The following is a 21,138-nucleotide window of genomic DNA, read 5'->3' on the forward strand; positions in this document are numbered from 1 at the left end:
CACGAACGTTGACCCACCCCACCCGTCCCAGCAGAATGACCCCGCACTCGTGAGAGCGCTCTCAAGGCCCGGCAAGGGAGACCCATGAACGGCATGACCGGCGTGACCCGCACGACCGACGGACAGGGACGAGGGCGAGGCCCGGCGCTCAGTCGCCGTGCGCTCCTGGGGGCCGGTCTCGGCGCCGCCGTGCTCACCGCGGCCGGAGTGGGGCCGGCCCATGCCGACGGGGCCGGGGCGGGCGAAGTCGGTGCCCATGCCCGCGCGGCCTCCGCCCAGCGCCGCGGCCACGCCTTCCTCGCCGCCGCCATGGACGCCTACCCGGACCACGGCGGCATCCGCCTCGCCCAGAGCTACGCCGACCAGGCCGGCCTGTTCAGCACCGCCTTCACCTACGACAACGCCCTCGCGGTCCTCGCCCACCTCGCCGCCCGCACCGCCGACGGGCGCGCCCGCGCCGTGGCACTCGGGGACGCGCTGCTGTACGCGCAGGAGCACGACCCGGCGCACGACGACGGCCGGCTGCGGCAGGCGTACAACGTCGGGCCGTACACCTTCTATGACGGCTCGCTCCAGCCGGACGGGTTCGTGCGGGCGGACGGCAGCGCCAACGTGGGGACGCAGTTCGGGTTCACGGGGACGGCCGTGGGGGACATGGCCTGGGCCGGGATCGCGCTGAGCGCCCTCGCGGGGCGGACCGGGCAGCGGCGGTTCCTCGCGGGTGCCGTGCGGATCGGGGAGTGGATCGAGCGGAACGGGCGTACCGACGAACCCCTCGGCGGGTACAAGTTCGGGGTCGACGGGGCCAATCAGAAGCTGCCTTTCACCTCCACCGAGCACAACACCGACCTCGTCTGCCTCTTCGGGCGGCTTGCCCGTCTCACGGGGGACGGGGTCTGGCTGGAGCGGCGTGCTCGTGCCCGGGGGTTCCTCCAGAACATGTGTGAGGCGGACGGCGGCTTCTTCTACACCGGGACCAATGACGGGGTGACCGTCAACAAGTCGCCGATTCCCGCCGACACCCAGACCTGGACCTACCTGGCCCTCGGCTCCCGCACCCATGCCCGGTCGCTGGACTGGGCCGCGCGGGAGCTGGCCGCCCTCGATCACGCCGAGCGGCGCAACAGCACGGTGCCGGCGGGGCAGTCGTACGAGGGTGTCACCTTCAGCTCGGCCGGTCTCGTCGCGAACGAGGACGCCCCGATCGCCGAAGGCCGGCCCAAGCCCGACCGCAACGGCGTGTGGTTCGAGGGGACGGCTCATCTCGCGCTCGCCCTGCGGGAGCGGCACGGACGCGGGGACGAGGCGCGGGCGCGGCGGCTGCTCGGCTCCATCGAGCGGGCGCAGGATCTGCTCGGGGGCGGTCAGACCGTCGGCGGGCGGGCGCTTCCCGAGCGGTCCGGGGTCGTGTCGGCCAGCAGCCCGCTCGACACCGGGTTCGGGTTCGGCTACTACCCCTACCGGCACCTCGGGGCGACCGCCTGGTATCTGATGGCGGCCGTGCGCGCCAACCCGCTGCGGGCCTGAAACACCGGTCGGCGACGGCACCTGACCTCCCCCGTCATGGTCAGCCGACCGGTAGGGGCTGCTCGGCCCAGATCGTCTTGCCGGTGGGCGTCTGGCGGGTGCCCCAGCCCTGGGTGAGCTGGGCGACCATGTGCAGCCCGCGGCCGCCCTCGTCGTAGGTACGGGCCCGGCGCAGATGCGGGGCGGTACTGCTGGCGTCGGACACCTCGCAGATCAGGGTGCGGTCCCGGATCAGACGCAGGCCGATCGGTACGTCGCCGTAGCGGATGGCGTTGGTGACCAGCTCGCTCACCACCAGCTCGGTCACGAACGCCGCCTCTTCCAGGCCCCATGCCGCGAGCTGGCGGGTGGCCTGCGCGCGGGCGTCGGCCACGATCGCGGGGTCGGACGGCAGGGCCCAGGCGGCGACCTGGTCGGCGTGCAGGGCGCGGGTGCGGGCGATCAGAAGGGCCACGTCATCGGCGGGGCTCTCGGGGAGCATGGCCCGCAGGACGGCGTCGCAGGTGATCTCCAGCGAGGCCACCGGGGAGGACATGGCCTCGCAGAGCCGTTCGAGGCCGAGGCCGATGTCGCGGTCGCGGGCGATGAGGCCGTCCGTGTAGAAGGCGAGCAGACTGCCCTCGGGCAGCTCCAGCTCGGTCGCCTCGAAGGGCAGCCCGCCGACGCCGAGCAGCGGTCCGGGCGTGAGCCGTACGACGTCGACCGTGCCGTCGGGCAGCAGCAGCACGGGCGGGACATGGCCGGCGCTGGCCAGGGTGCAGATCCGGGAGACCGGGTCGTAGACGGCGTACAGACAGGTCGCGCCGATCCCGCCGGTGTACGGCAGATCACGGACGGCGCTGTCGTCGTCCGAGGTGAGATGGCTGACCAGGTCGTCGAGGTGGGTGAGCAGCTCGTCCGGGGGCAGGTCCACGTCGGCGAGGGTGCGTACGGCGGTGCGCAGCCGCCCCATCGTCGCGGAGGCGTGGATGCCGTGCCCGACGACATCGCCGACGACCAGGGCGACCCGGGTGCCGGACAGCGGGACGACGTCGAACCAGTCGCCGCCGACGCCGGCGCCCGTACCGGCGGGCAGATAGCGGTACGCCACCTCGACGGCCGCCTGTTTCGGCAGGTCGCGGGGGAGCAGGCTGCGCTGGAGAGTGAGCGCGTTGGTGCGCTCGCGGGTGTAGCGGCGGGCGTTGTCCACACCGACGGCGGCCCGGCCCGCGAGTTCCTCGGCGAGGATCAGGTCGTCCTGCTGGAAGGGCGGGGAGCCCTTGCCGCGGACGAAGACCGCGACGCCGAGGGTGATGCCCCGCGCCCGCAGCGGGGTCGCCATGACCGAGTGGAAGCCGTGCTCCCGGACTACGGCGGCCCGTGCCTCGTGCTCGCCGACCCAGCGGGCGAAGTCGGGGTCCTCCGTCCCGCTGAGCACCGGCCGCCCGCTGGTCAGGGAGCGGGCCGGCGGTGAGAACGACGGATAGGTGTCGATCCCGCCGAGTACGACGGCCGCCTCGGGCACGCCCCCGCCCTCGGCCGTCGACTGGTGGGCGACCCGGCGCAGCATCACGGCGGCGTCGACCATCCCCGGCACCGGCTCCTCCCCGCGCATGACCGAGTCGAGCAGGTCCACGCTGACGAAGTCGGCCAGCCGCGGAACGGCCAGATCGGCGAGCTCCTGCGCGGTGCGGGCGACGTCCAGGGTGGTGCCGACGCGGGAGCCCGCCTCGTTCAGCAGGGCCAGCCGCTGCCGGGCGGCGTACTGCTCGCTGCTGTCGAAGGCGGCGGTGCCGACCCCGGCCACGTCGCCGGACACGGGGTTCCGGACGGGCCACAGCTCGACGATCCAGGAGCGCTGCCGGGTCGTGGGGGTGGGCGGTGCCGGGGCGAACCCCTCGTACCGCATCGGCATGGCCTCCTCGGCGACCCGCCGCACACACCTGAGGAACCCCTCGTCGGAACGGGCCTCACCCAGCGGGTCGGTCTCCGAGCCCGCGTTCAGCCGCCACGAACCCGACGAGGCGCTGTAGGTGGACAGGGCGATCGAGGACTGGGCGAAGGCCCACTCCACCATCCGCCGGTCACGGTCGGACGCGGCCGTTCCCGTGGTCGCGGTGACGACGAACGCCTGGGTGGCGCCGCCGCCGTCCAGGGAGGGATGCGCATGCAGGGTCAGTTCGACGCGGTGTCCGTCGCGGTGCCTGAGAGCCGCCGTGCCGCTCCATTCCTCGGAGCCGACGGGGGAGAAGCCGGTCGCCTCCCGGTCCACGAGCAGATCGGCCGCGGCCCGCCCCACGACCTCGGCGGCGGCGTATCCCAGCAGCCGCCGGGCACCCTCGCTCCACCCCGTGACGATGCCCTGAAGGCTGATGGTGGCCGTAGCGGCATCTGGTGACCACACGATTCCAGCGTGCGCGTCGCGAGAGAATGGGACAAGTCGGATTCCTGTGCATGAATATGGGCGGGACATGGGTGAGGAGGGTGGGCCTGCCCCTGGTCGGCCCCCGCGCAGTACGGCGAACTTAAGAAGTCCTTACCGTGAACCACTAGCATCGCGGCGGTAATCGCAGCCGGTACGAGGTGAGGGCAGGGCAGGGTATGACGGAACCGAGGATCGCTGTCGCCGTGGTGACCATGGGGAACCGCCCCGCCGAGGTCGACGCGCTGCTCGAGTCCGTGGCCAAGCAGGACCTCGCCCCCGTCCGGATCGTCGTCGTCGGCAACGGCTGTCCGCTCCCCGAGTTCGCCGAGCGGCTGGGGCTGCCCGGCGAGGTCACGCCGATCGAGCTCGACGAGAACCTGGGCTGTCCGGGTGGCCGGAACGTGGCCCTCGCGCGACTGCGCGCCTTCGGGGACGTCGACGTCGTGGTCGAGCTGGACGACGACGGACTCCTCGTCGACGCCGACGTCCTGCGCCGCGTACGGGACCTGTACGCGGCCGACGACCGGCTCGGCATCGTCGGCTTCCGCATCGCCGACGAACAGGGCGAGACCCAGCAGCGGCACGTGCCGAGGATCGGCAGGTCCGACCCCCTGCGGGGCGGGTACGTCACCGGCTTCCTCGGTGGCGGGCACGCGCTGAGCATGGCGATGCTGGCGGAGACCGGGGACTGGCCCGCCGAGTTCTTCTTCGCCCACGAGGAGACCGACCTGGCCTGGCGGGCCGCCGACGCCGGCTGGCGCATCCTCTACGCGCCCGAACTGCTCCTCCAGCACCCGAAGACCTCGCCCGCCCGGCACGCCATCTACTTCCGGGTGAACGCCCGCAACCGCGTCTGGCTGACCCGCCGCCGACTGCCGCTCGCGCTGATTCCGGTGCACCTCGGGGTGTGGGTGCTCCTCACCCTCGTCCGCAACCGGAGCTCGCCGGCCGGCCTGCGCGCGTGGTTCGGCGGCTTCCTGGAGGGGCTGCGGGAACCGGCGGGCGAGCGGCGTCCCATGCGCTGGCGCACGGTGTGGGGACTGTGCCGGCTGGGCCGGCCGCCGGTCATCTGAGAGGGGGCCGGGGAGGGGACGCGGGTCCCGGTCGGTCACCTCCGCCGACCGGGACCCGGCATCCCCGGATCCGGCGCGGCGGCGACACTCCCCCGAGTTGCGCGTCGTACGCGCGCGCCGTCGGCCGGATCCGATGAAGTGATCACAATAAGCCATGCCAACAGACCGCTGACATCCGGCCATTGGTGATCCGCTCCGGCGCAGTCCGGTCGGCGAAGTCGTCGTTGGACGACCGTCCGGCGCCGTCCGGCGCTGGTCACTTCGCGTCGGCATAGCTCTCCACCACCGCCGTGGTGAACGGAAACCGCACCGGCGTCTCCCCGAACGTCAGCCGCCCCGCCAGCTCCGCCGCCTCCCGGATCGCCGTCACGACCGCTTCGGACTCCTCCTCGGGACAGTGCACGATCACCTCGTCGTGCTGGAAGAAGACCAGTTCCGCCGCCATGTCCGCGCAGGTGCGCCGCAGCGCGGCGAGCAGCAGCAGCGCCCAGTCGGCGGCGCTGCCCTGGACGACGAAGTTGCGGGCGAAGCGGCCCCGGGCGCGGGCGTTGGTGGAGGCGTAGCCCGGCACCCACTCCTGCGGACCGGCGCCCCCGGCCGGTTCGTCCTCCGCGTCCGGCACCGGAATGCCCGCCTCCTCGGCGGCGTCGCTCGCCCCGGCCGCCGGCGGACACGTCCGCCCCAGCCAGGTCCGCACGAGCCGCCCCTCCTCGCCGGCCCGCGCCGCCTCGTCGACGTACGCCACTGCCCGGGGGAACCGCCGTCTGAGCGCGGCGAGGTTCTTGAGCCCGTCGCCCGACGTCTGGCCGTACACGGCGCCCAGCACGGCGAGCTTGGCCTGGGCGCGGTCGCCGGAGAAGGCGCGGTCGGAGACGGACTGGTAGAGGTCGGTCTCCCGGCCGGCCACCTCCATCAGCCCGGGGTCACGGGAGATCGCCGCCAGCACCCGGGGTTCCATCTGGTCGGCGTCGGCCACGACGAGCCGCCAGCCGGGGTCGGCGACCACGGCACGCCGGATGACCTTCGGGATCTGGAGCCCGCCCCCGCCGTTGGTCACCCACCTCCCGGTGACCGTCCCGCCCGCGAGGAACTCCGGTCGGAACCGCCCGTCGCGCACCCAGTCCTGGAGCCAGGACCAGCCGTGGGCCACCCAGATCCGGTACAGCTTCTTGTACTCGACCAGCGGCTTCACCGCCGGATGGTCGAGGGACTCGATCTCCCAGCGCCGGGTCGATCTGATCTTGATCCCGGCCTGCGCGAAGGCCTTGATCACATCGGCCGGCAGATCGGGCCGCACCCGGCGCCCGAACGCGGCCGACACCTCGTCCGCCAACTCGGCGAGCCGCCGGGGCTCCCCGCCCCCGGCGTACCGCTCGCCGAGCAGTTCGTGCAGGACCCCTCGGTGCGCCTCGGCGCTCCACGGCAGCCCGGCCCGGTTCATCTCGGCGGCGACGAGCATCCCCGCGGACTCGGCCGCTGTGAGCAGCCGCATCCGCTCCGGGTGGGCGGTGGCGTCGTGCCGGCGCTGCTGGTCGGCGTAGACCTCGACGAGGTCGGCCAGCGGCAGATGGACCGCCTGTGGCTCGAACAGGGGGGACTGCGAGCCCGGTTCGGCCGCCCGCTGGGGCGGATCGGGTGGCACCGGGAGGCGGCGCAGCCGGGCGAGGGCTGCGGCGGCCGACCTCGGTTCTCCGTGCCGCCCCTCGTGGCCGAGGAGGAGGGTCTCGGCGTCCTCGATGTCGTAGCACCGCTCCACTCGCACCCCCGTGGCGAGCAGGCGCGGATAGACCTCGGCGGTGGACCGCCACACCCACCGCGCGACCTCCGGCCGTCCGCGCACGGCCTCACCCAGGTCCGCCTCCCGGCGCACCGGCCCCGTGGGCAGCCCGTCCGGGCCGAGGGGGGCGATCTCCACGCCACCGTCCTCGGCCGGAGCGAGCGCCCACCGGTCGGTCATGCAGCGAGTGTGGCACCCGGGTCTGACAACGCCCTCAGCTCCGCGCCGCGCCTTCCTCGCCACCGCCCTCGCCGGCCTCCTTGACCGTCTGCACACCGCTGTTCAGGAACTGGGAGAGCATCTCGACGAGGTACTCCTCCACCGCGTCCTTGGTGAGCCCGAGCCCGTACAGCACACCGGTGCCGTTCTCGAACTCCAGCAGGGCGAGCAGGATGTGCTCGGTGCCGATGTAGTTGTGGCCGAGACGCAGGGCCTCGCGGAAGGTCAGTTCCAGCACCTTCTTGGCGTCGGAGCCGTAGGGGACGAGTTCGGGGACGTTGTCGGCGGCCGGCGGCAGGGCGGCGGTGGCGGCCTGGCGCACCGAGTCCAGCAGGACGCCCTGCGCCGTGATCGCCTTCGCGGCCAGCCCGTCCGGTTCGGCCAGCAGACCGAGGACCAGATGCTCGGGCCGCCCCTCGGCGTTACGGGCCGCGACGGCCTCGTTGTGGGCGGCCATCACCGTGTTGCGCGCACGCGGCGTGTACCGGCCGAAACCCTGCTGAGGGTCGAGGTCGGCCGACTCCTTGGGCACGAACCGCTTCTGCGCGGCCTGCCGGGTGACGCCCATGCTCTTGCCGATGTCGGTCCAGGAGGCACCGGACCGCCGGGCCTGGTCCACGAAGTGACCGATCAGGTGGTCGGCCACCTCACCCAGGTGATCGGCGGCGATCACCGCGTCCTGGAGCTGGTCGAGGGGCTCTTCGTGGACCTTCTTGATGGCCGCGATGAGTTCGTCGAGACGTACGGATGACGTGATGCTCGGGTTCGTCGACATGTGTCAACCGTAAGTTGACACCCCGAGGCTGTCAACCTTCAGTTGACACCTGTTCCCGCAGTGCCTTGGCAAACCAACGACTGTCGGAGTACCCCCGGTAGGGACCGAACTCGGCCGTCGGCACATACCCGCAGGCCACGTACAACCCCACGGCCTCGTGCAGCTGAGTCCCCGTCTCCAGCACCATCCGCACCCGCCCGGCCGCCCGCGCACTGTCCTCCAGTGACCGCAGAATCCTCCGGGCGATCCCCCGCCCTCGCGCCTCGGGCACCACGAACATCCGCTTGAGCTCGGCGTCCCCGGCCGCATACCCCTCGTCCTCCGCCTCCTGCACCCGCCAGCCCCCACACCCCACGGCCTCACCCGCGAGATACGCGATCAGGAACAGCCCACCCGGCGGGTCGAAGTGGCCCGGACGCAGCGGGGTCATGTCGTCGTAGCCGAAGCGCCGCACATACTCGGCCTGCACGAGGGCGGAGAGCTTCACGGCGTCGGGGTGATCAAAACGTACGGCTCTAATCCCATCCATGCCCCCGGAAACTAGGCACGCCCCCACCCCACGCACAACCGGCTTTCCCGGTGGCCCCGCAGGACCGCGCCCACCCCGTGGCACCATCACCGAGTGAGCAGCACGAACAGTCCGAGCGACACCCCCGGCCCCGTCGACCGGGCCTTCCAGCACGCCCTCTACGCCGACACCGACGCCGCCCTCGACACGGGCGCCTCCCTCCTCGCCGTCGCCCCCGAGGCGGACGAGGAACTCGACCGGCGCGGGCGGGAGTTCGTGGCGGCGGCCTGGCGGCGCGGCTGGCAGCCCGCCGATGTCGTACGGCTCGTGCGGCGGGAGCTGGACGACGCGCACGTACGACTGCTCTCGGCGCTGATCCGGGCGCAGCGGCCGGACGACCGCCCCCGCGGCCCCCGCTGGACCGCGCAGCTCGACGACCTGCCCACCGAAGCGCCACCCCGCACGGACCGCTTCTCGCACGCGACCGCCGTCCTGGAGCTGTACCGTCTGCTGCTGCGCCTGCCCGCGCTGGAGCCCTTGGACGAGCCGGTCACGACCGCCACCGGGCAGCCCCGCCCCGAGTCCCGCATGCTCGGCCGTATCCGGGCGCTGCTGGCGAAGGCGGAGGCGACCGGCTTTCCTCAGGAGGCGGAGGCGCTCAGCGCCAAGGCACAGGAACTGATGGCCCGGCACAGCATCGACGACGCCCTCCTCGCGAGCCGTACGCACGCGTCGCACGCCACGAAGGACGTGCCCGGCGCCTGGCGGATCGGCGTCGAACCGCCGTACGAACAGGCGAAGGCCGTCCTGCTGGACGCGGTGGCGACCGCCAACCACTGCCGTGCCGTGTGGAACGAACCCTTCGCCTTCTCCACGGTCGTCGGCTTCGAGGCCGACCTGGAGGTGGTCGAACTCCTCCACACCTCGCTCCTCGTGCAGGCGCAGACCGCGATGACCAGGGCGGAGGCGGCCCAGCGGGCGGGCGGCCGCAAGCGTACGAAGACCTTCCGGCAGTCGTTCCTCGCGGCCTACGCCCACCGCATCGGCACGCGCCTGGCCGAGGCGGCGCAGACCCAGGTCACCCAGGACCTGCTCCCGGTCCTCGCCTCCCGCGAGGTGGCCGTCACCGAACGCCTGGACGGCATGTTCCCGGAGACGACCACGACCCGCCTGCGCGGCGTCAGCGACGAGGCGGGCTGGGTGGAGGGCTCGGAGGCGGCGGACCGGGCACAAGTAGCCCCTCGCCGCCCCCTGCGCTGATCCCCGAAGGACCTCAGTCGCCGGACTGCTGGAACCCGCTCACCGAGGCGTCCGGCGTCCGCCCGTCGCTCTTCAGCGCGACATCGCCGTAGGACCACTTGAAGTCGCGCGTCTCGCCGGCCCCGGGCAGATGGATCTTCACCCGCTGCACGCCGAGGCTCTTGGTGCCGCCGCCCTCGCCCCGGACATAGGTGAGGGTGAGGGAGGTGGAGGCCTCCTTCGCGAGGGTCGTCTTCTTCACTCCCGCGGCCTCGTCCGCCCCGACGGCGGTCACGGCGTCGCCCGAGTCGAACTCGATGGCGGGCAGCCCGTCCAGGACGCACTCGGCGCCACTTGCGTTGGTGATCGTGACGGGCACGTTGCCGGTGTCCCCGGCGGCGGGGGCGGCGTTGCCGGGCCCGAACTTCACCGACATCTCGTCGGCACAGGCGGAACCGGCCTTGCTGTCCTGGCCCTTGTCCCCGTCGTCGCAGGCGGTCAGGAGGAGGGCCGCGGCGAGGGCGGCGACGGTGAGGGAAGTGGCGCGCATGGGTCCTCTGGAGGAGACGTCGGCGACCGGGTGGCGATCACCGCACAGGCGGGTCGGACAGTAACCGATCAAACATCACGAACCGAGGCCGCCCGTGGGCAGCCCCGTCGGCAGCTTCCCGCCCTCCGCCCTGGTGTACGTCTCCGCGCCGAGCCCGCCCTCCCAGGTGACCTTCAGCTGCGCCTTGCCGACGGAGTCGACCATCCCGACGGCCCGGTCCTTGCCGGCGTCCGGGCACTTGAGGCGGATCATCCGCATCCCGTCCTGCTCGCCCGCGGTCCCGCTGCACACGGTCCCGCCGGTCGTGAAGAGCGCGGCCTTGGCGCCGGTGACGACCAGCACGACCGCCTTGCCGTCGGTCGTGGCCAGCCAGCTGCCCTCCAACTCGCCGGGGGCCGAGGCCGACCCGCCCGTACCGCCGCCCGTGTCGGCACTGGCGGTCGCGGAGGAATCGGCCGAGGAGCCGACCGTGGGCTTGGCATCGGAGCCGCCGTCGCCGCTGCACGCGGTCAGGGCGAGCGCGCCCGCCAGGGACGCGGCAACGGCCACGGCCCGCATCCGCCGGCCCGGCATCGTGCGCGTACGGGAGAAAGTCGCCGAGGTCACTGGAGGCTCCCAAGCTGTAGCGGTCGGCATACGGCCGAGTCGGCCATGGTGGCCGAAACGACCGCAGCAAGTTACCAGGGAGTCCGTTCCACGGCTGGGCTCACGAGCGCCACCGGCCCGCCGCCTCTACCAGGACGACTTGCGCACCCCCGGCAGATACCCCGCGTGGGCCTGCTCCCGCAGCGACACCCGGGACAGACCGAAGGCACGGAAGTAGCCGCGGGGCCGCCCGTCCACCTGGTCTCGGTTGCGCACCCGAGTAGCGCTCGCGTCCCGCGGCTGCCTGCTCAGCTCACGCTGCGCGGCCAGCCGTTCGGCATCGGTGGACGACGGCCGGCGGATGATCTCCTTCAGCTCGGCCCGCCGGGCGGCGTACCGAGCGACGATCTCCTGCCGCTGCTCGTTCTTCGCGATCTTGCTCTTCTTGGCCATCAGACCTTCACTCCCCGGGCGCGGATCCTGGCGACGGCGGCCTCGACGCCGATGACGTCGACGGTCTTGATCCCCCTGGCGCTCAGCCGCAGCCGCACATACCGGCCCTCGCTGGGCAGCCAGTAGCGCTTGTTCTGGATGTTGGGGTCGAACCGGCGGGAGGTCCGCCGATGCGAGAAGGAAATGGAGTTGCCGAACCCGGGCTGGGCGCCGGTCAGCATGCAGTGGGCGGACACAGGTGACGAACCTCTCCTCGGTGGCTGCTGTTAATGGAATTCATTTTCAGTAAGATAGCAGCATGGCACGCAACGAACTCCGTCCGGTCATCAAGCTCCGGTCCACCGCCGGCACCGGCTACACCTACGTGACCCGAAAGAACCGCCGCAACGACCCGGACCGCATGACCCTGCGCAAGTACGACCCGGTCGCCGGCCGCCACGTCGACTTCCGAGAGGAGCGCTGAGCCACCGCATGCGCAACGGAATCCACCCCTCCTACGGCCCCGTCGTCTTCCGCGACCGAGCCGCGGGCCACGCCTTCCTCACCCGCTCGACGCTCGCCGCCGTTCCCACCGACAAGACGATCGAGTGGGAGGACGGCAACACCTACCCGGTCGTCGACGTCGAGATCTCGAACGTGAGCCACCCCTTCTACACCGGCACGGCCCGCGTCCTGGACACTGCCGGCCGCGTGGAGCGCTTCGAGCGCCGCTACGGGAAGAAGGGCTGATGCTCTCCGTCGTCATCGTCGCCGGCCTGCACGTGGACGCCCGCAGGGCGACAGTCGACCGGCTGCTCGCCGACCTCCCCGACAGCGTCGTACTCCACCACGACCTGGCGACGGCCACCGCGGGCACGGTCGTCCGCACGATCCGCGACGCCACCGGCCTCGTCAGCACCGGCGAGGCCCCCCTCGTCAACGACTGCGCCTGCTGCGCCCTGCGCGAGGACCTGGTGCCGGAACTGCTGAGAATCCAGGAAGCCGGCGGGACCCGCATGGCAGTCGTCGAACTCTGGGACTCGGTGGAACCGAAGGCGATGGCCGAGGTGGTCACGGCCGGGGGGCTGACGCTCACCGGCGTGATCACCGCGGTCGACCCGGCGCTGGTCCTGCCGTACCTGGGCAACGGCGACGACCTCGCCGAACGGGGCCTCGCGGCCGCGGCGACCGACCAGCGCACGGTCGCCGACACCTTCGCCCGCCAGCTCGAATACGCTCCCGTCCTCGCCGTCGCCGACTCCCCGGAGGCCGACGACGAGGACCGCGAGCTGCTCGCCCAGCTCCACCCGACGGCCCGCCAGGTCCCGATCCCCACGGACGACCTGACGGTGCCGCCACCGCGCAACCGGCCCCAGTCCCTCCTCGCAAGCTCGGCCCTGTCCGGTTTCGACGTCGAGTCGGCCGGCGCGGCCCAGCACCCCGCCTGCGCCCTGCTCCCCGCCGAGGCCGACGCCCACGGCGTCACCACCCTCGTCTGGCACCGCCGTCGCCCCTTCCATCCGGAGCGGCTCTACGCGGCCCTGGAGGACCTGACCTGCGCGGCGGCCCGCAGCCGCGGCCGCTTCTGGCTGGCCGACAAACCGGACGTCCTGCTCCACTGGGACGCCGCGGGCGGCGCCCTGTGCGTGGAGAGCGCGGGTCCCTGGCTCGCCTCGCTCCCCGACGCGGCCTGGGACATGGTCCCGCCGATCCGCCGCGCCGCCGCCGCGCTGGACTGGCACCCCGAGCACGGCGACTGCTGCCAGCACCTGGTCTTCACGTCCCCCGCCCTCGACCGCGACGGCCTGGAGCAACTCCTGGAGTCCTGCCTCCTGACCGACGCCGAGTACGCCGCCGGACGCGATGCCTGGAAGCAACTCCCACCCGCCTTCGACACCCTCCTGGAGGTCTGACCCCCCATGCCCCGCAAGTTCGACCGCAAGCCCGCCAAGTCCCGCCCCAACCCCCTGGACCAGGCGGGAATCACCTACATCGACTACAAGGACACCGACCTGCTGCGCCGGTTCATCTCCGACCGAGGCAAGATCCGCAGCCGCCGCGTCACCCGAGTGACGGCCCAGCAGCAGCGCCAACTGGCCAAGGCCATCAAGAACGCCAGGGAAATGGCCCTCCTCCCGTACGTCAGCCGCTGACCCCGGGCGGCGCGGCCCTCATACCCCGGAACCCGGACACGCCCCCATACGTCACAGGAGTAACCACAGGAACACCCCCCGTGCACGTGCATTCGCTCATGCACGTGCACGTGAAACACAGCTATGATCCGGAGGCAGTTGACCGCCGCACCACCGGGGAGCGATCTGTGGACCACGACGTGTACAACGGCATGGCAGCCACAGATCTGAACGGGGTGGCCTGGCAGAAGAGCAGGCACAGCAACTCGCAGGGCTCCTGCGTCGAGTTCGCGCGCCTGCCCGGCGGAGACGTGGCGGTACGCAACTCGCGCTTCCCCGACGGCCCCGCGCTCGTCTACACCCGGGCCGAAATCGAGGCAATGCTCCTGGGCATCAAGGACGGCGAGTTCGACCACTTGGTCGCGGGCTGAGCGGTCCCTCAGCCCCCGCCCGACCAGCGCTCATCCACCTGGCAACGCGCGTAGAACACGACCCCCGCGACCCCCGGCACAGGCGAACGCCGGGCGCCTGCCCCTATTTCCCCGACGCCCCCACGACAGCTCCCCGCGCCGGAAGCAGGAACAACGCCCAGACGACCTTCCCGCTGAGCGCCCCGGCCAACGGCTGCCACCCCCAGCTGTCACTGAAGGAGTCGACGAGGAACAACCCCCGCCCGGACTCCGCGGAGAAGTCGTCGGAATCGCGCGCGACCGGACTGTCATGGCTGGGATCCCGCACCGCACACACCAGCCGCTCGGTCCACCGCATCAAATGCAGCCGCACCGGCGGCACCTGCTCGCACTCCCGCTGCGCCCCCGCCGGCAACGCATGCCGCAACGCGTTGGTCACCAACTCGGAGACGACGAGACACACATCGTCGAACCGGTCGCCCAGTTCCCACTGATCCAGCGTGCGACGTGTGAACTTCCGCGCCTCGCGCACCGCTTCATAGCGAGCGGGCAGCGCACAGGAGGCGGCGTTGGAGACGGCTGCGGGATCCAGCGGCGGAAGGCCCTGCCGTAACGGCTCGAGCATGGTCGATCCATTCGTCCCCATGCGAGGCACTCCCGGGAGTTCGCGGTCGTTGCGATGCAGCGGTTGCGCGGGACCATGGTTTCCGATGCGCAGAGCAGATGCAAGGGCAGATGCACGTGCACGTGACCGAATTGGACGCTCCCGTACCGCTTGTTGGCCATTTTTTCCGCCAACTCAAGTCCACTCCTTGCCTTCTCCTTCCCTCTGCCTGGCCTCTTCCTGCCCAGTAACCCTTGTCTTCTTTCCATCTCTGTAATCGGACGAGTACTGCTCGAAGTGATTTAGTGGCAGACTGCGGGCCCTGAAGACGGTTGGGGAGGCTGGCGAACGTGAGCGCGGGAGAGCCAGGATCGGTGGTGCGGCGCATGCTGCTCGGCTCGCAACTGAGGCGACTTCGGGAAGCGCGCGGGATCACGCGCGAGGCGGCGGGCTACTCCATCCGCGCCTCCGAGTCGAAGATCAGCCGGATGGAGCTGGGCCGGGTGAGCTTCAAGACGCGAGACGTCGAGGACCTGCTGACGCTCTACGGCATCACGGACGAGCAGGAGCGCGCCTCGCTCCTCTCTCTCGCCCGCGAGGCCAACGTGGCGGGCTGGTGGCACAGTTACTCCGACGTCCTGCCGAGCTGGTTCCCCACCTACGTCGGCCTGGAGGGCGCCGCCAGCCTCATCAGGGCGTACGAAGTGCAGTTCGTGCATGGCCTGTTGCAGACGGAGGCGTACGCCCGCGCGGTCGTGAAACGCGGCATGAGGGGCGCGAGCGCGGCCGACATCGACAAGCGCGTGGCGCTGCGCCTGGAGCGGCAGAAGTACCTGCTCGACGAGGGCGGAGCCCCCGAGTTCCACATCGTCCTGGACGAGGCCGCCCTGCGCCGCCCGTACGGCGACCGCGAGGTGATGCGCGGCCAGCTCCACCATCTCATCGAGATCTCCCAGCGCCCCAACGTACGGCTCCAGATCATGCCGTTCAGCTTCGGCGGCCACTCCGGCGAGTCCGGCGCCTTCACGATCCTCAGCTTCCCCGAGTCCGACCTCTCCGACGTCGTCTATCTGGAGCAGCTCACCAGCGCGCTCTATCTCGACAAGCACGAGGACGTCATCCAGTACGAGAAGGCGCTGAAGGAGCTTCAGCAGGACAGCCCCGGTCCGGACGAGAGCCGTGATCTTCTGCGAGGGCTCCTTCAACTCTCTTGATACGCAAGTACGATGACGTGTGATCAGACCGTGAAGACGAGCGCGATGGCGACCGTGCCGATCGCGGGTCTGCTAGGGATTGAGGGATCACATGTCGTCCTGCTTCACCGACCTGGCCCAGCAGTACATCGACGGTGAGTGGCGCCCGGGCTCAGGTTCCTGGGACATCATCGACTTCAACCCGTACGACGGCGAGAAGCTGGCGTCGATCACCATAGCCACGGTCGACGAGGTCGACGACGCCTACCAGGCGGCGGCCCGCGCGCAGAAGCAGTGGGGCGCGACCAACCCGTACGCCCGTCGCGCCGTCTTCGAGAAGGCGCTGCGGCTGATCGAGGACCGCGAGCAGGAGATCACCGAGGCGATCATCGCCGAGCTCGGCGGCACCCGGCTGAAGGCGGCCTTCGAGCTCCACCTCGCCAAGGAGTTCCTGCGCGAGGCGGTGCACCTGGCGCTGCGCCCCGAGGGCAGGATCATCCCGTCGCCGGTGGACGGCAAGGAGAACCGTGTCTACCGGGTCCCGGTCGGCGTGGTGGGCGTCATCAGCCCCTTCAACTTCCCCTTCCTCCTCTCGATCAAGTCCGTCGCCCCGGCCCTCGCGCTCGGCAACGGCGTGGTCCTCAAGCCGCACCAGAACACCCCGGTCTGCGGCGGCACGCTGGTCGCGAAGATCTTCGAGGACGCGGGCCTCCCGGCCGGCCTGCTGAACGTCGTCGTCACGGACATCGCGGAGATCGGCGACGCCTTCATCGAGCACCCGGTCCCGAAGGTCATCTCCTTCACCGGCTCCGACAAGGTCGGCCGCCACGTCGCCACCGTCTGCGCCTCCCTCTTCAAGCGCTCGGTCCTCGAACTCGGCGGCAACAGCGCGATCGTGGTCCTGGACGACGCCGACATCGACTACGCGGTCGACGCGGCGGTCTTCAGCCGCTACGTCCACCAGGGCCAGGTCTGCATGGCCGCGAACCGGGTCCTCGTGGACCGCTCGGTCGCGGAGGAGTTCACGGAGAAGTTCGTCGCCAAGGTGAAGACCCTCAAGGCGGGCGACCCGCGCGACCCCGAGACCGTCATCGGCCCGGTGATCAACGCCTCCCAGGCGGACGCCGTTTCGGCCACCGTCGAGCAGGCCATCGCCGAGGGCGCGACGGCCCTGGTGCACGGCACGACGACGGACAACCTGGTCGAGCCCTCGGTCCTCACCGGCGTCCCCGCCGGCTCCCCCCTGCTCCAGCAGGAGGTCTTCGGCCCGGTCGCCTTCCTCATCCCGTTCGACGGCGAGGAGGAGGCCGTACGCCTCGTCAACGACACCCCGTACGGCCTGAGCGGCGCCGTCCACACGGGGAACATCGAGCGGGGCGTGAACTTCGCCAAGCAGATCGACACCGGCATGTTCCATGTGAACGACGGCACGGTCCACGACGAGCCGATCGTCCCCTTCGGCGGCGAGAAGCATTCCGGCCTCGGCCGCCTGAACGGCGAGACGATGCTGGACGCGTTCACGACGATCAAGTGGATCTCGGTGCAGCACGGCCGGAGCGGGTTCCCGTTCTGAGGCTTCCTGGCTGCTCCCGCCGGAATCCGAGGTCATAACCTGGACCGCATGTCAGCGATCCGTCTCCTCGTGCTCGGCGCGGTCCGTATGCACGGCCGCGCCCACGGCTACCAGGTACGCAACGACCTGGAGTACTGGGGCGCGCACGAGTGGTCCAACGCCAAGCCCGGCTCGATCTACCACGCGCTCAAGCAGATGGCGAAGCAGGGCCTGCTGCACGCCCACGAGATCGCGCCGTCCACGGCGGGTGGCCCTCCGCGCACGGAGTACGAACTCACGGACGCGGGCACCGAGGAGTACTTCACGCTGCTGCGCGACGCGCTGGTCACGTACGACCAGCGGGGAGACATGAAGACGGCGGCCCTCGGTTTCATGGTCGACCTGCCGAGGGCCGAGGCCGTGACGCTGCTGAAGGAGCGGACCCGGCGGATCGAGGAGTGGCGGGCCTCCGTCGTGGCCCACTACGTGCCCGAGGACGGGCCCGGGCAACTCGGTCACATCGGCGAGATCATGAACATGTGGGTCCACACGGCGGACTCCGAGCGGGACTGGACCAGCGAGCTGATCGAGCGGCTCGAAGGCGGCGCGTACACGTTCGTCGACGAGGGGGACCCGTTCGTCGGCGTGCTGGCCGAGGATGAGGAGAACCCGTACGCGACGGGGGAGTCCCATCCCGGGGACGCCCTCTAATCAAGTTTGACTAACTCCAGGCGCCGGTCTACTTTGAGCGTGTAGTCAAGTTTGACTAGCGAGGAGGTCTCAGTGGCCGACGCGGCGATCACCGTCGAAAAGGCGCGCAAGAAGTACGGCGGCAAAGCAGGCGGGTACGCACTGGACGGGCTCGACCTCACCGTCGCGCGTGGCACCGTGCACGCAGTCCTCGGCCCGAACGGCGCGGGCAAGACGACCCTGGTCCGGATCCTGTCCACCCTGCTGCGGCCGGACAGCGGCCGTGTCGAGGTGGCCGGGCACGACGTGTTGCGCCAGGCGTACGAGGTGCGCCTGCGCATCGGACTGCTCGGCCAGCACGCGGCCGTGGACGAGGAGTTGGGCGGCCGGCAGAACCTGGAGATGTTCGGCCGCCTCCACCACCTCGGCGCCCGCCACGCGCGCGTGCGCGCAGGCGAACTGCTGGAGCGCTTCGGCCTCGCCGACACCGGCCGCAAGGCGGTGAAGCAGTACAGCGGCGGCATGCGCCGGCGACTGGATCTGGCGGCGTCACTCATCACCGACCCGGAGGTGCTCTTCCTGGACGAACCCACCACCGGCCTCGACCCTCGCGGCCGTACCGAGGTCTGGTCCGCGGTCCGCTCCCTGGTCGGCGGCGGCACCACGGTCCTGCTCACCACCCAGTACCTGGAGGAGGCCGACCAACTCGCCGACCGCATCTCGGTCGTCGACGCCGGCCGCGTGATCGCCGACGGCACGGCGGACCAGCTCAAGGCGCTGACCGGCGGCTCCCGCATCGACGTCGTCCTGCGCGACGCCGGACAGCTCGGCGCGGCCGTCGCCCTGCTGCCCGTACCGAAGGACGGCGTCTGCGTCGACCCCGACCGGCGCCTCCTCAGCGCCCCGGTCACCGACCGGATGGCGGCGCTCTCCGGTGTCGTACGTGTCCTGGAGGCCGCCGGAATCGAGGCGGAGGACATCGCAGTGCGCCGGCCGACGCTCGACGAGGTCTTCCTGCACCTGACGGGGGACGAGAACCGAGTGAAGGAGCCCGCATGAGCATGAGCGCCCACGCTCTGACCGACTCCTGGACCATGACCCGCCGTGAACTCGCCCACTGGGCACGGCAACCCGTGCAGGTCGTGTTCAACCTGGTCTTCCCCGTGATGCTGCTGCTGATGTTCGGCTACCTCGTCGGCGGCGGCCGGGGCGTCCAGGGCTCCTACATCGACTATCTCCTGCCCGGCATGCTCGCGCTCACCATGGCCTTCGGCCTGGAGGGCACGATGATCGCGGTCACCCAGGACCTCAACAAGGGCGTCGTCGACCGCTTCCGGTCCCTGCCGATGGCCAACGGGGCGGTCCTGGTGGGCCGTTCGGCGGCCGACATGCTCCAGTCGGCACTCGCCCTGTTCGTTCTCATGGGCGTCGGACACGCGCTGGGCTGGCGCGCGGACGGCGGTCCCGGGGCCTTCCTGGGCGCCGTGGGCCTGCTGCTGCTGTTCCGCTTCGCCATGCTGTGGATCGGCATCCATCTGGCGCTGGTCGCCGGCAAGCCGGAGATGGTGCAGGCCGTGCAGATCCTCGTCTGGCCGGTCGGCTTCCTCTCCAACGCCCTCGCCCTGCCCGGTTCCATGCCCGGCTGGCTGGGCACGGTCGTCGAGTGGAACCCGATGTCCCAGACGGCGACGGCCGTACGGGACCTGTTCGGCGCCACGGCCGCGGACACCGTGGGGGCCGCGATCGTCTGGCCGCTGGCGCTGCTCGCGGTGTTCTTCCCGCTGGCGGTACGGCGGTTCGCCCGCCTGAGCCGTTAGCAGCCGCCCAACTGCCGCCTAGGGGGTGTTTCGAAAGTCCCGCACAGCACCCACGGCGCCCGGCACGCACTCTCGCCACACCGGCCGAAACCCCAAGTACGTCCAGTACGAGGGCTTTCGTCCGGCGCGCCGAGAGCACGCACCGGACACCGCGGGCGCCGCACAGGACTTTCGAAACACCCCCTAGTGATGGAAGCCGGTGGCCGCCCCCTTGTCCTGGGTGGAGGGGTGCGGCTGCCGGCGCAGCTCCGGCAGCACCCGGCTCAGGTCCTCCAGGAACAGCTCGCCGAGGTCCTCGGAGAACCCGTTGCGGCAGACGACCCGCAGCACCGACAGATCCTCACGGTTCGGCGGGAAGGTGTACGCCGGGACCAGCCAGCCCTTCTCGCGCAGCCGCCGCGAGACGTCGAAGACGTCGTACGCCCGCACGTCCGGCGCCGTCGTGAAGGCGAAGACCGGCAGTTCGTCGCCCCTGGTCAGCAGCCGGAAGTCGCCCAGCTTCGCCACGGCGTCGGCGACCCTGAGCGCCACGTCCCGGGAGGCCTGCTGCACCGCCCGGTACCCCTCCCGGCCCAGCCGCAGGAACGAGTAGTACTGCGCCACGACCTGCGCGCCCGGCCGGGAGAAGTTCAGCGCGAAGGTCGGCATGTCGCCGCCCAGGTAGTTGACGCGGAAGACGAGCTCCTCGGGCAGCGCCGCACCGTCACGCCACAGCGCCCAGCCGACCCCCGGGTACACCAGTCCGTACTTGTGCCCCGAGGTGTTGATCGAGGCGACCCTCGGCAGCCGGAAGTCCCACACCAGGTCCTCGTCGAGGAAGGGCGCCACCATGGCGCCGGACGCGCCGTCGACATGCACCGGGACGTCGAGCCCGGTGCGCTCCTGGAGGGCGTCGAGAGCGGCGCACAGGTCCGCGATCGGCTCGTACGAACCGTCGAAGGTGGAGCCCAGGATCCCCACGACCCCGATGGTGTTCTCGTCGCACAGCTCCGCCGCCGCCCGCGGATCGAGATGGAACCGCTCGCCCTCCATCGGGACCAGGCGGGGCTCGACCTCCCAGAAGTTGCAGAACTTCTCCCAGCAGACCTGGACGTTGACCCCCATCACCAGGTTCGGCCGGGCGCCCGGGTACCGGTCGGCGTTGCGCTTCGCCCAGCGCCGCTTCAGCGCCATCCCGGCGAGCATGCACGCCTCGCTCGACCCGGTCGTCGAACAGCCCACGGCCGCCGACGGATCCGGCGCGTTCCACAGATCGGCGAGCATCGCCACACAGCGCCGTTCCAGCTCGGCGGTGCGCGGATACTCGTCCTTGTCGATCATGTTCTTGTCCCGGCACTCCGCCATCAGCACCCCGGCCTGCGGCTCCATCCAGGTGGTGACGAAGGTGGCCAGATTGAGCCGCGAGTTGCCGTCCAGCATCAGCTCGTCGTGCACCAGCTGGTACGCCGTCGACGGCGACAGGGGAGCGTCGGGCAGCCGATGCGTGGGCGGAGCCTGGGTCATACCGCCGACCGGATTCGCCTCGCCGTAGAAGGGGTTGACGGCGAGCCTGCGTCCGCCGCCCTTGTCGTCGGGTGCCTCGCTGTTCCCAGGATGCAGTGGCATGCATACGACGGTAGGTCCGGGCCGCCGGGCTTGCACCTCACGCCAC

At 71.2% G+C, this 21,138-nt stretch carries 23 protein-coding genes; 13 read left to right on the forward strand and 10 right to left on the reverse strand.

Annotation, left to right across the window (positions count from 1 at the left end; translation table 11 throughout):
* Positions 1 to 84: 84 nt before the first annotated feature.
* Positions 85 to 1,527, forward strand: coding sequence for a Tat pathway signal sequence domain protein (locus KUM44_RS08355; RefSeq protein ID WP_217207143.1), 1,443 nt, complete (start codon positions 85 to 87; stop codon positions 1,525 to 1,527).
* A 40-nt stretch (positions 1,528 to 1,567) separates the two neighbouring features.
* Here KUM44_RS08355 and KUM44_RS08360 read toward each other — a convergent pair whose 3' ends face one another.
* Positions 1,568 to 3,979, reverse strand: a complete 2,412-nt coding sequence (locus tag KUM44_RS08360; RefSeq protein WP_217207144.1) for a SpoIIE family protein phosphatase — start codon at positions 3,977 to 3,979, stop codon at positions 1,568 to 1,570.
* 128 nt (positions 3,980 to 4,107) lie between these two features.
* Here KUM44_RS08360 and KUM44_RS08365 point away from each other — a divergent pair, with 128 nt between their 5' ends.
* Positions 4,108 to 5,004 (forward strand): glycosyltransferase family 2 protein, encoded by an 897-nt coding sequence (locus KUM44_RS08365; RefSeq protein ID WP_217207145.1) that lies wholly within the window; start codon positions 4,108 to 4,110, stop codon positions 5,002 to 5,004.
* A gap of 256 nt (positions 5,005 to 5,260) precedes the next feature.
* Here KUM44_RS08365 and KUM44_RS08370 read toward each other — a convergent pair whose 3' ends face one another.
* From KUM44_RS08370 to KUM44_RS08380, 3 genes are read right to left on the reverse strand one after another with little or no spacing between them, the layout of a single operon-like run.
* On the reverse strand, positions 5,261 to 6,961 hold the full coding sequence (locus KUM44_RS08370; protein WP_217207146.1) for a bifunctional 3'-5' exonuclease/DNA polymerase: 1,701 nt from the start codon (positions 6,959 to 6,961) through the stop codon (positions 5,261 to 5,263).
* A gap of 34 nt (positions 6,962 to 6,995) precedes the next feature.
* Positions 6,996 to 7,775, reverse strand: coding sequence for a Clp protease N-terminal domain-containing protein (locus KUM44_RS08375; RefSeq protein ID WP_254389231.1), 780 nt, complete (start codon positions 7,773 to 7,775; stop codon positions 6,996 to 6,998).
* Positions 7,776 to 7,806: 31 nt separating this feature from the next.
* Positions 7,807 to 8,304 carry a GNAT family N-acetyltransferase gene (locus tag KUM44_RS08380; RefSeq protein WP_217207147.1) on the reverse strand — a complete coding sequence of 166 codons (498 nt, stop codon included), beginning with the start codon at positions 8,302 to 8,304 and terminating at the stop codon, positions 7,807 to 7,809.
* 93 nt (positions 8,305 to 8,397) lie between these two features.
* On the opposite strand from KUM44_RS08380, the gene KUM44_RS08385 reads away from it, so the two are divergent.
* The gene (locus tag KUM44_RS08385) at positions 8,398 to 9,543 is read left to right on the forward strand and encodes a DUF2786 domain-containing protein (RefSeq protein WP_217207148.1); all 1,146 of its coding nucleotides are present in this window, start codon (positions 8,398 to 8,400) and stop codon (positions 9,541 to 9,543) included.
* 13 nt (positions 9,544 to 9,556) lie between these two features.
* Here KUM44_RS08385 and KUM44_RS08390 read toward each other — a convergent pair whose 3' ends face one another.
* The 4 genes from KUM44_RS08390 to rpmB form a co-directional block, all read right to left on the reverse strand.
* Positions 9,557 to 10,024, reverse strand: a complete 468-nt coding sequence (locus KUM44_RS08390; RefSeq protein WP_374202022.1) for a DUF4232 domain-containing protein — start codon at positions 10,022 to 10,024, stop codon at positions 9,557 to 9,559.
* Positions 10,025 to 10,147: 123 nt separating this feature from the next.
* Positions 10,148 to 10,630: a hypothetical protein gene (locus KUM44_RS08395; RefSeq protein ID WP_217207195.1), complete on the reverse strand. Its 483-nt coding sequence runs from the start codon at positions 10,628 to 10,630 to the stop codon at positions 10,148 to 10,150.
* Positions 10,631 to 10,804: 174 nt separating this feature from the next.
* Positions 10,805 to 11,110 (reverse strand): 30S ribosomal protein S14, encoded by a 306-nt coding sequence (rpsN, locus tag KUM44_RS08400; RefSeq protein ID WP_217207150.1) that lies wholly within the window; start codon positions 11,108 to 11,110, stop codon positions 10,805 to 10,807.
* A complete protein-coding gene (gene rpmB, locus KUM44_RS08405; RefSeq protein ID WP_217207151.1) occupies positions 11,110 to 11,346 on the reverse strand; it encodes a 50S ribosomal protein L28 in 237 nt (78 codons plus the stop codon). The genes rpsN and rpmB overlap by 1 nt, the downstream gene beginning before the upstream one ends.
* A gap of 62 nt (positions 11,347 to 11,408) precedes the next feature.
* Here rpmB and rpmG point away from each other — a divergent pair, with 62 nt between their 5' ends.
* From rpmG to KUM44_RS08430, 5 genes are all read left to right on the forward strand, one after another.
* Positions 11,409 to 11,573: a 50S ribosomal protein L33 gene (gene rpmG, locus KUM44_RS08410; RefSeq protein WP_030573688.1), complete on the forward strand. Its 165-nt coding sequence runs from the start codon at positions 11,409 to 11,411 to the stop codon at positions 11,571 to 11,573.
* A gap of 8 nt (positions 11,574 to 11,581) precedes the next feature.
* Complete coding sequence (locus tag KUM44_RS08415; RefSeq protein ID WP_217207152.1) at positions 11,582 to 11,839, forward strand: type B 50S ribosomal protein L31; 258 nt, start codon at positions 11,582 to 11,584, stop codon at positions 11,837 to 11,839.
* Positions 11,839 to 13,002 carry a GTP-binding protein gene (locus KUM44_RS08420; protein WP_217207153.1) on the forward strand — a complete coding sequence of 388 codons (1,164 nt, stop codon included), beginning with the start codon at positions 11,839 to 11,841 and terminating at the stop codon, positions 13,000 to 13,002. The genes KUM44_RS08415 and KUM44_RS08420 overlap by 1 nt, the downstream gene beginning before the upstream one ends.
* Before the next feature lie 6 nt (positions 13,003 to 13,008).
* Positions 13,009 to 13,242, forward strand: a complete 234-nt coding sequence (rpsR, locus tag KUM44_RS08425; RefSeq protein WP_217207154.1) for a 30S ribosomal protein S18 — start codon at positions 13,009 to 13,011, stop codon at positions 13,240 to 13,242.
* A 191-nt stretch (positions 13,243 to 13,433) separates the two neighbouring features.
* Entirely contained in the window at positions 13,434 to 13,652 is a 219-nt protein-coding gene (locus KUM44_RS08430) for a DUF397 domain-containing protein (RefSeq protein WP_217207196.1), read from the forward strand.
* 103 nt (positions 13,653 to 13,755) lie between these two features.
* Here KUM44_RS08430 and KUM44_RS08435 read toward each other — a convergent pair whose 3' ends face one another.
* Complete coding sequence (locus tag KUM44_RS08435) at positions 13,756 to 14,277, reverse strand: ATP-binding protein (protein ID WP_217207155.1); 522 nt, start codon at positions 14,275 to 14,277, stop codon at positions 13,756 to 13,758.
* A 344-nt stretch (positions 14,278 to 14,621) separates the two neighbouring features.
* Between KUM44_RS08435 and KUM44_RS08440 the strand changes: the two genes are divergently transcribed.
* The 5 genes from KUM44_RS08440 to KUM44_RS08460 all read left to right on the forward strand — a co-directional run bounded on the left by KUM44_RS08440 (position 14,622) and on the right by KUM44_RS08460 (position 19,487).
* Positions 14,622 to 15,449 carry a helix-turn-helix transcriptional regulator gene (locus tag KUM44_RS08440; RefSeq protein WP_217207197.1) on the forward strand — a complete coding sequence of 276 codons (828 nt, stop codon included), beginning with the start codon at positions 14,622 to 14,624 and terminating at the stop codon, positions 15,447 to 15,449.
* A 91-nt stretch (positions 15,450 to 15,540) separates the two neighbouring features.
* On the forward strand, positions 15,541 to 17,001 hold the full coding sequence (locus tag KUM44_RS08445; protein ID WP_217207156.1) for an aldehyde dehydrogenase family protein: 1,461 nt from the start codon (positions 15,541 to 15,543) through the stop codon (positions 16,999 to 17,001).
* 48 nt (positions 17,002 to 17,049) lie between these two features.
* Entirely contained in the window at positions 17,050 to 17,691 is a 642-nt protein-coding gene (locus KUM44_RS08450) for a PadR family transcriptional regulator (RefSeq protein ID WP_217207157.1), read from the forward strand.
* A gap of 72 nt (positions 17,692 to 17,763) precedes the next feature.
* A complete protein-coding gene (locus KUM44_RS08455; protein ID WP_217207158.1) occupies positions 17,764 to 18,729 on the forward strand; it encodes an ATP-binding cassette domain-containing protein in 966 nt (321 codons plus the stop codon).
* A 2-nt stretch (positions 18,730 to 18,731) separates the two neighbouring features.
* Positions 18,732 to 19,487: an ABC transporter permease gene (locus KUM44_RS08460; protein ID WP_217207159.1), complete on the forward strand. Its 756-nt coding sequence runs from the start codon at positions 18,732 to 18,734 to the stop codon at positions 19,485 to 19,487.
* Between the two features lie 183 nt (positions 19,488 to 19,670).
* Here the strand turns inward: KUM44_RS08460 and KUM44_RS08465 are convergent, their stop codons facing one another.
* A complete protein-coding gene (locus tag KUM44_RS08465) occupies positions 19,671 to 21,092 on the reverse strand; it encodes a glutamate decarboxylase (RefSeq protein WP_217207160.1) in 1,422 nt (473 codons plus the stop codon).
* Between the last annotated feature and the right edge of the window lie 46 nt (positions 21,093 to 21,138).

Origin of the sequence: Streptomyces sp. AC550_RSS872, from assembly GCF_019049285.1 — a bacterium.
Taxonomy (GTDB): domain Bacteria; phylum Actinomycetota; class Actinomycetes; order Streptomycetales; family Streptomycetaceae; genus Streptomyces.

Coding starts and splice junctions, on each gene's coding strand:
- KUM44_RS08355 (WP_217207143.1), top strand. CDS start 85: ATGAACGGCATGACCGGCGTGACCCGCACGACCGACGGACAGGGACGA.
- KUM44_RS08360 (WP_217207144.1), bottom strand. CDS start 3,979: ATGTCCCGCCCATATTCATGCACAGGAATCCGACTTGTCCCATTCTCT.
- KUM44_RS08365 (WP_217207145.1), top strand. CDS start 4,108: ATGACGGAACCGAGGATCGCTGTCGCCGTGGTGACCATGGGGAACCGC.
- KUM44_RS08370 (WP_217207146.1), bottom strand. CDS start 6,961: ATGACCGACCGGTGGGCGCTCGCTCCGGCCGAGGACGGTGGCGTGGAG.
- KUM44_RS08375 (WP_254389231.1), bottom strand. CDS start 7,775: ATGTCGACGAACCCGAGCATCACGTCATCCGTACGTCTCGACGAACTC.
- KUM44_RS08380 (WP_217207147.1), bottom strand. CDS start 8,304: ATGGATGGGATTAGAGCCGTACGTTTTGATCACCCCGACGCCGTGAAG.
- KUM44_RS08395 (WP_217207195.1), bottom strand. CDS start 10,630: ATGCGGGCCGTGGCCGTTGCCGCGTCCCTGGCGGGCGCGCTCGCCCTG.
- rpsN (WP_217207150.1), bottom strand. CDS start 11,110: ATGGCCAAGAAGAGCAAGATCGCGAAGAACGAGCAGCGGCAGGAGATC.
- rpmG (WP_030573688.1), top strand. CDS start 11,409: ATGGCACGCAACGAACTCCGTCCGGTCATCAAGCTCCGGTCCACCGCC.
- KUM44_RS08415 (WP_217207152.1), top strand. CDS start 11,582: ATGCGCAACGGAATCCACCCCTCCTACGGCCCCGTCGTCTTCCGCGAC.
- KUM44_RS08420 (WP_217207153.1), top strand. CDS start 11,839: ATGCTCTCCGTCGTCATCGTCGCCGGCCTGCACGTGGACGCCCGCAGG.
- rpsR (WP_217207154.1), top strand. CDS start 13,009: ATGCCCCGCAAGTTCGACCGCAAGCCCGCCAAGTCCCGCCCCAACCCC.
- KUM44_RS08430 (WP_217207196.1), top strand. CDS start 13,434: ATGGCAGCCACAGATCTGAACGGGGTGGCCTGGCAGAAGAGCAGGCAC.
- KUM44_RS08435 (WP_217207155.1), bottom strand. CDS start 14,277: ATGGGGACGAATGGATCGACCATGCTCGAGCCGTTACGGCAGGGCCTT.
- KUM44_RS08440 (WP_217207197.1), top strand. CDS start 14,622: ATGCTGCTCGGCTCGCAACTGAGGCGACTTCGGGAAGCGCGCGGGATC.
- KUM44_RS08445 (WP_217207156.1), top strand. CDS start 15,541: ATGTCGTCCTGCTTCACCGACCTGGCCCAGCAGTACATCGACGGTGAG.
- KUM44_RS08450 (WP_217207157.1), top strand. CDS start 17,050: ATGTCAGCGATCCGTCTCCTCGTGCTCGGCGCGGTCCGTATGCACGGC.
- KUM44_RS08460 (WP_217207159.1), top strand. CDS start 18,732: ATGAGCGCCCACGCTCTGACCGACTCCTGGACCATGACCCGCCGTGAA.
- KUM44_RS08465 (WP_217207160.1), bottom strand. CDS start 21,092: ATGCCACTGCATCCTGGGAACAGCGAGGCACCCGACGACAAGGGCGGC.